Source organism: Microbacterium sp. che218 (assembly GCF_040436305.1).
Classification (GTDB): domain Bacteria; phylum Actinomycetota; class Actinomycetes; order Actinomycetales; family Microbacteriaceae; genus Microbacterium; species Microbacterium algihabitans.
The window spans coordinates 240,279-252,785 of the sequence record NZ_AP031501.1; the positions used below are offsets into that span (position 1 = coordinate 240,279).

The 12,507-nt window shown below is 70.3% G+C and carries 14 protein-coding genes; 8 read left to right on the forward strand and 6 right to left on the reverse strand.

Going from position 1 to position 12,507, the window contains the following annotated elements:
* Positions 1-418: 418 nt before the first annotated feature.
* On the reverse strand, positions 419-853 hold the full coding sequence (locus ABXS86_RS01055; protein ID WP_307211683.1) for a hypothetical protein: 435 nt from the start codon (positions 851-853) through the stop codon (positions 419-421).
* A 113-nt stretch (positions 854-966) separates the two neighbouring features.
* Here ABXS86_RS01055 and ABXS86_RS01060 point away from each other — a divergent pair, with 113 nt between their 5' ends.
* Positions 967-1,269: a hypothetical protein gene (locus ABXS86_RS01060; RefSeq protein WP_353665349.1), complete on the forward strand. Its 303-nt coding sequence runs from the start codon at positions 967-969 to the stop codon at positions 1,267-1,269.
* 616 nt (positions 1,270-1,885) lie between these two features.
* Here ABXS86_RS01060 and ABXS86_RS01065 read toward each other — a convergent pair.
* Positions 1,886-2,059, reverse strand: a complete 174-nt coding sequence (locus ABXS86_RS01065; RefSeq protein WP_353665350.1) for a hypothetical protein — start codon at positions 2,057-2,059, stop codon at positions 1,886-1,888.
* 427 nt (positions 2,060-2,486) lie between these two features.
* On the opposite strand from ABXS86_RS01065, the gene ABXS86_RS01070 reads away from it, so the two are divergent.
* Both ABXS86_RS01070 and ABXS86_RS01075 read left to right on the forward strand, forming a co-directional pair.
* Positions 2,487-3,023 (forward strand): NUDIX hydrolase, encoded by a 537-nt coding sequence (locus ABXS86_RS01070; protein ID WP_307211673.1) that lies wholly within the window; start codon positions 2,487-2,489, stop codon positions 3,021-3,023.
* Positions 3,024-3,075: 52 nt separating this feature from the next.
* A complete protein-coding gene (locus tag ABXS86_RS01075) occupies positions 3,076-3,966 on the forward strand; it encodes an alpha/beta fold hydrolase (RefSeq protein ID WP_353665351.1) in 891 nt (296 codons plus the stop codon).
* A 5-nt stretch (positions 3,967-3,971) separates the two neighbouring features.
* Here ABXS86_RS01075 and ABXS86_RS01080 read toward each other — a convergent pair whose 3' ends face one another.
* From ABXS86_RS01080 to ABXS86_RS01090, 3 genes are all read right to left on the reverse strand, one after another.
* Positions 3,972-5,219 carry an MFS transporter gene (locus ABXS86_RS01080; protein WP_353665352.1) on the reverse strand — a complete coding sequence of 416 codons (1,248 nt, stop codon included), beginning with the start codon at positions 5,217-5,219 and terminating at the stop codon, positions 3,972-3,974.
* Positions 5,216-5,734: a MarR family winged helix-turn-helix transcriptional regulator gene (locus ABXS86_RS01085; RefSeq protein ID WP_353665353.1), complete on the reverse strand. Its 519-nt coding sequence runs from the start codon at positions 5,732-5,734 to the stop codon at positions 5,216-5,218. The genes ABXS86_RS01080 and ABXS86_RS01085 overlap by 4 nt, the downstream gene beginning before the upstream one ends.
* 81 nt (positions 5,735-5,815) lie before the next feature.
* Positions 5,816-6,664: an IclR family transcriptional regulator gene (locus tag ABXS86_RS01090; protein WP_409988230.1), complete on the reverse strand. Its 849-nt coding sequence runs from the start codon at positions 6,662-6,664 to the stop codon at positions 5,816-5,818.
* Positions 6,665-6,767: 103 nt separating this feature from the next.
* Between ABXS86_RS01090 and ABXS86_RS01095 the strand changes: the two genes are divergently transcribed.
* From ABXS86_RS01095 to ABXS86_RS01105, 3 genes are all read left to right on the forward strand, one after another.
* Positions 6,768-7,541 (forward strand): CoA transferase subunit A, encoded by a 774-nt coding sequence (locus tag ABXS86_RS01095; protein ID WP_353665354.1) that lies wholly within the window; start codon positions 6,768-6,770, stop codon positions 7,539-7,541.
* 222 nt (positions 7,542-7,763) lie between these two features.
* Entirely contained in the window at positions 7,764-8,417 is a 654-nt protein-coding gene (locus ABXS86_RS01100; RefSeq protein WP_307211662.1) for a CoA transferase subunit B, read from the forward strand.
* The gene (locus ABXS86_RS01105) at positions 8,414-9,619 is read left to right on the forward strand and encodes an acetyl-CoA C-acetyltransferase (protein WP_353665355.1); all 1,206 of its coding nucleotides are present in this window, start codon (positions 8,414-8,416) and stop codon (positions 9,617-9,619) included. The genes ABXS86_RS01100 and ABXS86_RS01105 overlap by 4 nt, the downstream gene beginning before the upstream one ends.
* 70 nt (positions 9,620-9,689) lie before the next feature.
* Here the strand turns inward: ABXS86_RS01105 and ABXS86_RS01110 are convergent, their stop codons facing one another.
* On the reverse strand, positions 9,690-9,944 hold the full coding sequence (locus ABXS86_RS01110) for a hypothetical protein (RefSeq protein WP_307211659.1): 255 nt from the start codon (positions 9,942-9,944) through the stop codon (positions 9,690-9,692).
* Between the two features lie 154 nt (positions 9,945-10,098).
* Here ABXS86_RS01110 and otsA point away from each other — a divergent pair, with 154 nt between their 5' ends.
* Positions 10,099-11,586 (forward strand): alpha,alpha-trehalose-phosphate synthase (UDP-forming), encoded by a 1,488-nt coding sequence (gene otsA, locus ABXS86_RS01115; RefSeq protein WP_307211655.1) that lies wholly within the window; start codon positions 10,099-10,101, stop codon positions 11,584-11,586.
* 49 nt (positions 11,587-11,635) lie between these two features.
* On the forward strand, positions 11,636-12,415 hold the full coding sequence (otsB, locus tag ABXS86_RS01120; protein ID WP_353665356.1) for a trehalose-phosphatase: 780 nt from the start codon (positions 11,636-11,638) through the stop codon (positions 12,413-12,415).
* The last annotated feature ends 92 nt before the right edge of the window (positions 12,416-12,507 follow it).

The window sequence follows — 12,507 nt, forward strand, 5'->3', positions numbered from 1 at the left end:
GTCGGGGGCGTTTCGTCTTTTCAGGGCGGCCAATGGCCTATTCTCAGCACAACGGCTCGCGGGGCCTTTCTCGCCTGGAATGGCGCGGGTGCAAGGGGGGCCACATGTGGGGAATGCCGAAACCGCCGCCCCAGGCGACGTGGAAGAAAGTCGAGGACGACTTCGTTCTCGGCGCGTGCACTTATCGATTGTTCGGTTTCATGTCGCGCGGGGCAGACGGTATCTGGACCGCCTTCGACGACGATTCCGAACCCCTCGGATCATTTGTCGATCAGCGTGACGGAATGGCCGTTCTCTGGACTCACCACGAACCCGAGCATCTCGCGACGTGTGCCGCGGTCAGAGCGCCGAATTGGCGAGCGCCGCACCTGAGAAAGCGCGCCAGCGAAACGCTCCCCACGAACGCCCCGCTCGAGTCCTAGCCCGCTGCCGGCTTTCGCGTCGTGGCGTGGCTCGTCCGCGAACCGCCCTCGGGCGCCCGGTGTTGGCCACTTCGACGATCCCAATCGAGGGACTTGTACTGGAGGAAGGTACACAGGTTGCTCGCGATGACGAGCTCCGCGGCCAGGCTGGCGATGTCGTGTACGGACAGCGCGAGATCGGTCGGCTGCTCGGTGACCGTTAGCTCCCAGGTCGGATCGTCGTATCCGCGCGGCCTCATGTAGATGGACGGTGACGCGTTTCGCAGGTTCAGGATGACCAGACCGGTGTCGTCTACGCCGTTGTCTTCTTGCGGCGGGATGGTGATCTTCCCGGCGATGCAGTGTTCCTGCTCCTCGAACTCACGGACCCACGATTCGAGCTGAGCTCGCGAGCGTCGAGGCGGGGACTCTTCGATAGGTGCATCGGTCACGCTGCGAGCATACGACTGACCGGTTCGTCGGCGTCGGCCACGTAGTGTCCCTCGTGGGGTCTCCCCGAACAACCCCGGCCCCACCCGCAGCGTCGCAGCCTAGCGTTCATCCCATGGCGCACTCTATAGAGCGAGTACACGTCACCATCGACGGTGTGACGCACGCGCTCGCGCCGCTCGAGAACGCCGACGACCTGCGTCGCCAGATCCTCTCGGCGGTTCACGCTCAGGGTGGGTTCCTCACCGTCACCACCGACGACGGGCGGAAGATGAGCATCCTCGTCACCTCCGCGACATCGGCCACGATCGCTGTCGAGACCGTGCATCTGAGCTCCCCCTCTGCGGAGCCGCAACGCGTCGACCGGCCGACGCCGCGGACGCACGACGAAGACGACATGCCCTTCGACCTCATCTGACGGTGAACTCTCTCGGAGGATGTCCCGCCGTCGCGATCGGGTGACCACGTCGGCGGACCGCCCGCGTCGTCCTTGACCGTGGCGTCGGGGGTTCACCCGCTCTCCCGGGGCCGCCGCACTGACGGGCCCATGTGCCCGAGCGTGGTCGAATGTCGCCCATCGCCGCGACGGCTCGGACGAATCGTCCACCGCGCCGCGGCATCCGGATATCCGTGGAGAGGACCACCACGGACGATCTCATCCTCGCGGCGTTGCGCGACAACTCCCGGGCGAGCGCCGCCGCCATCGCCCGACAGCTCGGCCCGCCCCCTCGACCGTCACGCGTCGCATCGAGGCGCTGAACTCCGAGGGGACGATCACGCGATTCACGATCGAGACCGCCACACGGCCTCTCGACGCGCGGGCGATCGTGGCCCTCGCCGTCACCGTGGCGGGGCAGCCGACGCGGTGATCGTGGTCGAAGGGGCGACGAGCGCGCAGGTCTCGTCGACGATCGAGACGCTCCGCATGTCACCCCGCATCGAGCGCACGCGCACCTCGATGGTGTTCCAAGACCTGCTGACATGACGCGGAGGCGGTGCGCCCGGGGACCAGTACCCGGACGCACCGCCTCCGCTCACCTCACGCGCGCTGTCGCGCCCGTCACGGTGACGGTGTCACCATCGGGCCACGACCCGATGGGGTTGCCGTCGGCGTCGAAGTACGCGTTCGCGTCGTCGTGGAGGTCGACCGCCTGATGGGCGTGGAACGAGAGGGAGTCGGGGTAGTACGACCAGGTGGCGCCGTACACGTCTAGACGGAACATGAGGCTCGCGAGCGAGGTCCATCCTCCCGTCGAACCGCCCTCCTGCACGTCACATCGACGTGGAGCTTGGGGGTCTCACTCGGCGATGCGGCGACGGCGCCACCGGCGGCGGTCAGCGGGGCCACGACAAGGACGGCGGCGGTGGCCGCTGCGGCCACCCAACGCGCGACGCGGGGAACGGGGGAGGGCAGATGCATGGGCAGCCTTTGCGATCAGGGTTCGACTCGGTGTTCGGGACCGTAGCGGCGCCGTGTATCGGGCCGATGACGCCGCCCGACTTGTGGGCGCGGCGGGTGAGTTCGAGTGATCGGGTGGGCGATTCGACCGGTCCGTCTTCCGCGGGCGAGGGGATCGCCCACGATCTCGGCGAGCGGACCTCGCGTCCGCGGCGTGCGCGCGGAAGGATGGGACCATGGCCGACGACGAGATGTGGGACGTGACCGATATCCAGGGCACGCCCACGGGCACCCTCCACCGACGCGGTGACGGCCCGGTGCCGGCCGGGTCGTTCCACATCGTGGCATCCGTCTGCCTCGTGTCGTCGACCGGCCGGGTGCTGATGAGTCGACGGGCCGAGGGCAAGGACTACCCGCTCGCATGGGAGTTCCCGGCGGGGAGCGCCCTGCGCGGAGAGACGAGCCGGACCGGCGCGGTGCGCGAGCTCGCCGAAGAGACCGGGATGCAGGTCGCCCGCGACGACCTCGTGCTGGTCGGGCGGGTGATCGAGGAGCGGGCGCTCTTCGACCTATGGGTCGCGCGCGTCGACGGGGAGCCCGTACCGGTGCCGGATCCGGAAGAAGTGCTGGAGTCGGAGTGGGTCACTCTCGACGTCGTGCGGCGTCGGTGGGAGGACGGCGGGTTCGCGACGCCGTGGAACGCGCGCTTCGAACAGCTCTGGGAGACGCTCCAGGAGCGGGTGGCAGACATGGGAAAACGCGCCGCCCGCTGAGCCGAGCGCCCGGACGGGGACCAATGTCGGACCCCCGTGCCACCATGTCGCCATGCCGATCGAGAACGCCTCGCCCGCCACGTACGTCACCCATGACCTCGCGGTCGAAGAGGGGGCCCTGCGCGTCGGGGAATGGCATCCGGATGCCGAGGGCACCCCGTGGCTGCTCGTGCACGGCGTCACCGCGTCGCACCTGGCGTGGGCATGGGTCGCGCAACAGACCTCGGCACGGTTGATCACCCCCGATCTGCGCGGGCGGGGCCGCAGTACGGCCTCGCCGCGACGGACCGGGCTGGCGCAGCACGCCGACGACCTGGTCGCGGTGCTGGATGCCCTCGGGGTCGAGAGGGTGGTCGTCGTGGGGCACTCGATGGGGGCATTCATCTCGGCGGTTTTCGGCGACCGTCACCCCGAGCGGGTCGAGCGGATCGTCCTCGTCGACGGCGGCCTGCCCCTGGCCTTGCCGCGCGGAATGGACCCGCGCGCGGCCGTGCGCCACGTGCTCGGTCCGACGGCGGCTCGGCTCGACATGCGGTTCGAGAGCGAGGGCGCGTACCGCGACTTCTGGCGGGCGCATCCGGCCTTCGTCGGGCGCGAAGACCCGTTGCTCGACGCCTACTTCGCCTACGACCTGGTCGGGGAGCCACCCGCGCTCCGCCCGGCGACGACGTTCGCCACGGTCGAAGCCGACTCCATCGATCAGAACGCCGGCGAGGCGATCGCCGGAGCCCTCGAACGCCTGCGCCGCCCGACCCGGCTGCTCGCGGCCGAACGGGGACTGCTCGGCGAGGTGCCTCCGCTGTATCCCGACCTCGACGGCATCCGCGCGCGATTCCCGCAGCTCGCAGGGACGCGCCGGGTGCCGGATGTCGATCACTACTCGATCGTCATGTCGGCACCCGGCGCGCAGGCTGTGGTGCGAGAGGTTTTCGCGGGGGAGTGATGGCGTTACGCGGCGTCTCCGACCAGCACGGCGGCACCCTCGTCGGCGGCGTCGGGGTGCGAGCCGTCGACGTGGGCCAGCAGGCGGCGGCCGAACAGGATGCAGGCGGCGGCGATGAACACCGATGCCGCGGCCATGAAGTACGGCACGTCGGCGCCATAGGCGTGCCACAGCCACGCCGCGAGCGGCGGAGCGACGGCGCCGCCGAGGAAGCGCACGGCGGAGTACGCCGACGACGCGACCGAGCGCGGCAGATCGGTGGCCTCCATGACGGCCTCGGTGAGGGCGGTGTTGACCACACCCAGCACCAGACCACCCACGATGATGCAGACGACGAGCGCTGTCGCGGACGCCACCGTGAACGCGGCGACCACGAGGTCGATCGCGAGCAGGGGAAGGGCGATCAGCAGCACGGTGGTCAGCCGCAGCCGACGCAGCAGCAGGGGCGCGACCCACACGCTCGTGATCGCCAGACCCAGACCCCACCCGAAGAAGGTGAGACCGATGCCCATGGCTCCGAATCCGAGGGGGAACGGCGAGAACGCCAGCAGAGTGAAGAAGCCGATGTTGTAGAACAGCGCGGTCGCCGCGAGGATCGCGAGGGCCGGCCGACCCAGCGCGCGGAAGGGGGCGCTGAAGGGCAGGGGAGTACGTTCGGGCTTCGGTCCGCGCAGCAGGACCGCCACCGCGATGAACGCGATCGCCATGAGCACGACGACGCCGAAGAACGGCCCGCGCCAGCTGACCTCGCCGAGAACGCCACCCAGCAGCGGACCCACGGCGATACCGAGGCCCAGTGCGGCCTCGTACAGAATGATGGCCGACGACGTGCCGCCCGAGGCTGCTCCGACGATGGTCGCGAGAGCCGTCGAGATGAACAGCGCGTTGCCCAGACCCCACCCGGCGCGGAAGCCGATGACGGCGTCGACGCTGCCGCTCAGCGCGCAGAACAGCGCGAACACGACGATCAGGCCGAGGCCGACCAGCAGGGTGGCCTTCGCGCCGATGCGGCTCGAGATCCAGCTGGTGATGAGCATCGCGAGGCCGGTCACGACGAGGTAGCTGGTGAAGAGCAGTTCGGTCTGCACAGGGCTCGCCTGCAGCGAATCGGCGATCGCGGGGAGGATCGGATCGACGAGCCCGATGCCCATGAACGCCACCACCGACGCGAAGGCGACCGCCCAGACTTGTGCGGGCTGTTTCCAGACGCTGGGGGCCTTCTCGGCCGGGTTAGCTGCGGTACCGGCGCTCACCGGACCACCTCCCTTTCTTCTTCGGAACGACGCGCGGCGCCGCGCGAGGCGGGCGCATCGTCGTTCGGGTTCTCGGTGAAATCGTTCGACCCGACGGGCGCCATCCCGACCTGGCGCGACAGGGCGGAGGCCGACGTGCGCACGGCCTCCCACTCCGCGTCGGACAGGTCGGCGACGTGCGGCGCGAGAGCGGAACGGAAGAGCTCGTACCACCGCTCGAGGGCGTCGAGACCGTCCTCCGTCGCCGCCACCACGCTGACGCGGGAGTCGGCCGGATGACTGCGGCGCGAGACGAGCCCCGCGGCATCCATCTGCCGGATCAGCCGGGTCATGCCCGGCTGCGTGACACGGCTGAGCGTCGCGAGGTCGCCCAGGCGCTGCGGGCCGTGGTCGCGCAACAGGGTCAGCGTGCGCCACTGCGCCGCCGGCGCATCGGAGTTCGTGTCGAGAGCGGCCACACGCGTGAGCGCGTGCACCGCGAGCAGCAGGCGCTGGAGGTCGTCGTCACGGGTCATACACAGAAGTATACCCCTGTTATATACCGTTGGTATCTAAATGGGGGATGCCGCGTGCGGCGGGGGTCTCGCGTGCTGCGACTACCGCGCGGCGATCCGCGTCGACAGCTGGTGGGCGTGCGCCAGAAGGATCCGCCCGAGTTCGGCGAGTCGCTCACCGACGAAGCGGAACTCGACCCCGGTCAGGCTCAGCGCCCACTGCGGGTCGCCGGTGCGCGTGAAGACGGCGGCGCCCACGCCCCAGCTGCCCTCGACGATCAGGCCGGGGTTCACGGCGTAGCCCCGGGCCTGCGTGTCGGCGATGCGCGCGCGCAGTCGAGCGGGGGAGTGGGAGGCTCCCCATCGCTCGACGAGCTCCGGGTGGCGCTCGAGGTAGGCGTCCACATCCTGGGGCGGGAGGAACGCGAGGATCGCCAGCCCCGCCGACGCGACGCCGAGGGGGAACCTCATGCCCTCCGAGAGCACGAACGAGCGGATGGGGAAGCTGCCGTCCTCGCGCACGAGGCAGACGGTCTCGTCGCCGCGCCGCACCGAGAGGAAGGCACTCTCCTCGGTGCGCACGGCGAGCGAGCGCACGATATCGCGCGCGGTCGCCGTGATGTCGAATCGGGATGCCGCGACGCTGCCCATCAGGTAGAGCTCCGGCCCCGGGAGCCAGTGCCCGGTCGCATCCTCGCGGTCGACGAGACCCTCGGCGCGGAGCGCGCTGAGCAGGCGATGAGCGGTCGGGCGAGTCAGGTCGGCGTCGTGGGCGAGGTCTCCGACCGAGGCACCGGCGTCACCGGCCGCCGTCACCAGCCGCAGCAGGTGCGCCGCGCGCGCGATCGCCTGCGCTCCCGGAACGGGGGTCCCCGCCTTCCGAGCAGATCCGTGTGCGGCGTGGGGGGCGCCTGCCGCGGCGACGTCGACGCTGGGGTTCGGTGTGTCCACGATGTGGACGCTACGCCCCGCGGCATCCACATGACAAGAACCGACTCGCGGCCGCATCCGGCCGCACCGCAAGGTGGAGGGACGCCGCTACGAAGGAGTTCGCGTGATCGACAAGACCGTCGCCTCAGCCGCCGAGGCCGTCGCCGACATCCCCCACGGGGCGTCTCTCGCCGTCGGCGGGTTCGGCCTCTCGGGCAACCCCATCGCCCTGATCGAGGCGCTGCTCGCCCAGGGGACCCGCGACCTCTCGGTCGTCTCGAACAACTGCGGCGTCGACGACTGGGGGCTCGGCATCCTGCTCGGGGCCGGTCGCATCCGCAAGATGACCTCGTCGTACGTCGGCGAGAACAAGGAGTTCGAGCGGCAGTTCCTCTCCGGCGAACTCGAACTCGAGCTCACCCCGCAGGGCACCCTCGCCGAGAAGCTCCGGGCCGGCGGCTCGGGCATCGCAGCTTTCTACACGCAGACCGGTGTGGGCACCCAGGTCGCCGAGGGCGGCCTGCCGCGTCGCTACGACGGCGCCGGCGGCATCGCCGTGGCATCCCCGGTCAAAGACGTGCGCACCTTCGACGTGAACGGCGAGCAGCGCGAGTTCGTGCTCGAAGAAGCCATCACCACCGACTTCTCGCTCGTGCACGCCTACAAGGGCGACCGCCACGGCAACCTCGTCTTCCGCAAAGCCGCGCGCGCCTTCAACCCCCTCGCCGCGATGGCCGGACGCATCTGCATCGTGCAGGTCGAGCACCTCGTCGAACCCGGCGAGCTCGACCCGGATGCCGTGCACCTGCCCGGCGTGTACGTGCACCGCATCGTCGAGGGCGGCCCCGACATCCCCAAGCGCATCGAGAAGCGCACTGTTCGGGAGGGGAACCGGTGATGGTGCAGAGCTGCTGCCCCCGGTCCCTTCGACAGGCTCAGGGACCTCGCGATCAGGGACCTTGCTCGCGCGGCGCCCGGTCCCTTCGACATGCTCAGGGACCTTGCTCGCGTGGCCCCCGGTCCCTTCGACAGGCTCAGGGACCTCGACAGGCTCAGGGACCTCGACAGGCTCAGGGACCTCGCCTCGCACCGCGCACGACCGTCACGGAGGAGAACTGACATGCCCCTGTCCCGCACCGAGATGGCCGCCCGCGCCGCTCGCGAGCTCGCCGACGGCGCCTACGTCAACCTCGGCATCGGCCTGCCCACCCTGGTCCCGAACTACGTGCCCGACGGGGTGACGGTCGTGCTCCAGTCCGAGAACGGCATCCTCGGCGTCGGTCCCTACCCGACCGAAGACGCGGTGGATGCCGACCTCATCAACGCCGGTAAAGAGACCGTGACCACCCTCCCGGGGTCGGCGTTCTTCGACTCGGCCCTGAGCTTCGGGATGATCCGCGGCGGCAAGATCGACGCCGCCATCCTCGGGGCGATGCAGGTGTCGGCATCCGGAGACCTCGCCAACTGGATGATCCCCGGAAAGATGGTGAAGGGCCCCGGCGGGGCGATGGACCTCGTCCACGGCGCCGCCCGCGTGATCGTGCTGATGGAGCACGTCGCCCGAGACGGCTCGCCGAAGATCGTCGACGAGTGCTCGCTGCCGCTCACCGGCCGCGGCGTCGTCGACCGCATCATCACCGACCTCGCCGTGATCGATGTGACGGACGATGGCCTTGTGCTCGTCGAGCTCGCCCCCGGGGTGAGCGTCGACGAGGTGCGGGCCGCCACCGAACCCGCCTTGACCGTCCGACTCGCTGAGGAGCAGCACGCATGAGCGCACAGAACGACGTCGTCATCGTCGCCGCCGCCCGCACCCCGCAGGGCCGCCTGAAGGGACAGCTCGCCCCGCTCACCGCCGTGCAGCTGGGCGCTGCCGCCATCCGCGGGGCACTCGAGCGCGGCGGCATCCCGGCCGACGCCGTCGACGCCGTGCTCGTGGGGCAGGTGCTCCAGGCCGGAGCGGGGCAGAACGCCGCACGCCAGGCCGCGATCGAAGCGGGCATCGGATGGGACGTGCACAGCGCCACCATCAACAAGGTCTGCCTGTCGGGCCTCACCGCGATCATCGACGCCGCGCGCATGCTGCGCCTCGGCGATGCGACGGTGGTCGTCGCCGCGGGCATGGAGTCGATGACCCGCGCCCCGCACCTGCTGATGAACTCGCGCGACGGATACACCTACGGTTCCGTCGAGGTGCTCGACCACATGGCGTACGACGGCCTCACCGACGCCTACGACCGCGAGAGCATGGGCGCCTCGACCGAGCGCGCGAACGCCCGGTACGAGGTCACCCGCGAAGCCCAGGACACCGTGGCCGCACGCTCTCACCAGCGCGCCGCCGCCGCTCAGGCCGAGGGGATCTTCGACGCCGAGATCGTGCCGGTGTCGATCCCGCAGCGGAAGGGCGCCCGGCGACAGGCTCAGGGACCGGTTGTCATCAGTGCTGATGAGGGCATCCGCGCCGACACGACGGTCGAGACGCTCGCGAAGCTGCGTCCCGCCTTCGCCGAGGGCGGCTCGATCACCGCGGGCAACGCCTCGCAGATCTCCGACGGCGCCTCGGCGGTGGTCGTCACCACCCGCGCGATCGCCGACGAGCGCGGCTGGGACGTCCTCGCCGTGGTCGGGGCGTCGGGTCAGGTCGCCGGCCCCGACAACTCCCTGCACGCCCAGCCCGCCCGCGCGGTCGCGAAGGCGCTCGAGAAGCAGGGCATCTCGGCATCCGATCTCGACCTCATCGAGATCAACGAGGCCTTCGGGGCCGTGGTCGCGCGGTCGCAGGCCGAGCTCGGCGTCTCCGACGAGGTCGTCAACCCGCACGGTGGTGGCATCGCGATCGGTCACCCGATCGGCGCCTCGGGCAACCGGCTCGTCGTCCACGCGGTGCACGAGCTGGTGCGGCGCGGGGGCGGCACGGCCGCGGTGGCGCTGTGCGGCGGCGGCGGTCAGGGCGACGCGCTGATCCTCACCCGCTAGGGCCCGCCCGAAACGAACGGATGCCGCGACCTCGAGGCCGCGGCATCCGGAAACCGATGGTGGGGAGCTCTCAGCGCGTGAGGCGCTTCTTCAGGAGCTTGCCCTGCTTCTTCTGGACAGGGGAGTCGCCCGCGATGACCCGACCGCGGCGTGCGCGACGGGTGTCGACCACAGCGCCGACGGCGAGGGCGAGAGTGATTCCCCAGCTGAGCCACGCCAGCGCGGTGCGCCACGTGAACGGCTCGTCGTTCTTGAGGCCGCGCAGGAGCGTGACGCCGCCGGTGATGGCGCTGAGGAGACCGGTTCCGAAGATGTACTGCCGCATGCGCCCAACCTATCGACAGGTGTGATCCGGCGCCGCACCTTGACAGCGGAGTGCCGCACGACCGCGTTCGAGAACGCACGTATCGCATCCCGTCCACCCCCGTGCGCGGATCGGGCCCGCTGTTAGCCTGAGGACGATCCCCCGAGGAGGACCTGTGACCCAGGCCGATTTCGTCGTCGTCGCCAACCGTCTGCCCGTCGATCGCACCCCCGACGGCGAGGGGTGGAGACGCTCACCGGGCGGTCTCGTCACCGCTCTCGAACCCGTCATGCGCAGCGCCGAGGGCGCGTGGGTGGGGTGGGCCGGGCAGGCCGACGTCACCGTCGACCCCTTCGACTTCGACGGCACCCATCTCGTTCCGGTGACCCTGTCGGCCTCCGACGTGCAGCTGTACTACGAGGGCTTCTCGAACGACACGATCTGGCCGCTGTACCACGACGTGATCGCCGAGCCCACGTACAAGCGCGCCTGGTGGGACGCCTACGTCAAGGTCAACCAGCGCTTCGCCCAGGCCGCCGCCGACGTGACCGCCGACAGCGGCATCGTGTGGGTGCAGGACTACCAGCTGCAGCTGGTGCCGAAGATGCTCCGCGAGATGCGCCCCGACCTCACGATCGGCTATTTCCACCACATCCCGTTCCCCGCCTACGGGCTGTACGCGCAGCTCCCGTGGCGCAAGCAGGTGCTCGAGGGACTGCTCGGCGCCGACGTGATCGGTTTCCAGCGGGTGGCGGATGCCGGCAACTTCGCCCGCGCGGTGCGCCGCCAGCTGCGCTACGAGACCAAGGCCAGCGGCATCCTCGTTCCGGATGCCGAGGGCGGCACCCGCGTCGCCCTGGCGAAGGCGTTCCCGATCTCGATCGACGCCGAGTCGTACATCGAGCTCGCGCAGAAGCCCGAGATCCAGCAGCGCGCCAAGGAGATCCGCGAGGGACTCGGAAACCCGCGCAAGATCCTCCTCGGCGTCGACCGACTCGACTACACCAAGGGCATCCGCCACCGCCTGAAGGCCTGGGGCGAACTGCTCGAGGACGGACGCGCGAGCGTCGAGGACGCGACCCTCGTGCAGGTCGCCAGCCCCAGCCGCGAACGCGTCGAAGCGTACGTGCAGCTGCGCGACGAGATCGAGATGACCGTCGGTCGCATCAACGGCGACTACGACACGACCACGCACACCGCGATCCGTTACCTGCACCAGTCGTATCCGCGCGAGGAGATGGTCGCCCTCTTCCTCGCCGCCGACGTCATGCTGGTCACGGCCCTGCGCGACGGCATGAACCTCGTGGCGAAGGAGTACGTGGCCAGTCGCATCGACAACCGCGGCGTGCTCGTGCTGAGCGAGTTTGCCGGTGCCGCCGACGAGATGGGCAGTGCGCTGCTCATCAACCCGCACGACATCGACGGTCTGAAAGACCAGATCATGCGGGCGATCGACATGCCCGCCGCCGAGCAGGGGCGTCGCATGCGGGCGCTGCGTAAGCGCGTGCGCGACCACGATGTCGAGGACTGGTCGCAGGACTTCCTCGAGGCGCTCTCGGTGTTCCACGAGAAGTCGTCGCGCGCCGCCGCCGAGCAGATCACCCGCGACGACGACGGCTCGACGCCCGAGCGCGAGCCCATCGACGAGACGGACGCCGGATGACCGCCGCACTCGTGAGCACCCCGAATACGCGCAGGGGGGTGGATGCCGCGTGACCGCCGCCGACGCCACGATCGAGGCCGTCGCCACGACCGACACCCTGCTGATCGCGCTCGACTTCGACGGCACCCTCTCGCCGCTGGTCGACGAGCCGATGTCGGCGCGGATGACTCCGGACGCGCGTGCGGCCCTCGATGCTCTGGCCGCCCTGCCGCGCACCACTGTCTCGCTGGTGTCGGGCCGCACGCTCGCCGACCTGCGCGAGATCGCCGAGCACGACGACTCATCGCCCTGGTGGCTCATGGGCTCGCACGGCGCGGAGTCGTGGGAGCCCGGCACGGGCGCGGGGGAGTCGACCGACGACGCCGTCGAGCTCGCCCTGCGCGACAGGCTGACCGACGAGATCCGTGACGCCGTCGCCGACCTGGCGGGGGTGCGCGTGGAGCCGAAGCAGTTCGGTCTCGGCATCCACACCCGCACGGCGGATGCCGCGGCCTCGACCGCCGCGCAGCAGAGGGCCGACGAGCTGCTCGCCGCCGAGGCGCCGTCGTGGCGGCGTCGCACCGGGCACGACATCCTCGAGTTCTCGTTCCGCCACGAGGGCAAGGACTCCGCCGTCGCGCACCTGCGCGAACGCGTCTCCGCGACCTCGGTGCTCTTCGCGGGCGACGACGTCACCGACGAAGACGCCCTCGGCTCGCTCGGCCCGGGCGACCTCGGCGTGCGCATCGGTGGGGGAGAGACCGCCGCGACGCTGCGGGTCCCCGACATCGACGCGTTCGTCGAGGTGCTCGAGAACGTGGAACGACTGCGCCGGGCCCACATCTCGTAGACCGATCGTCCGCGCACCCGGCGGCGCCGATTAATCGAGTGTTCACGGGTCTGCGGAGCAACGGGTGTCGTACCCGCGCAATAGACTTCGAG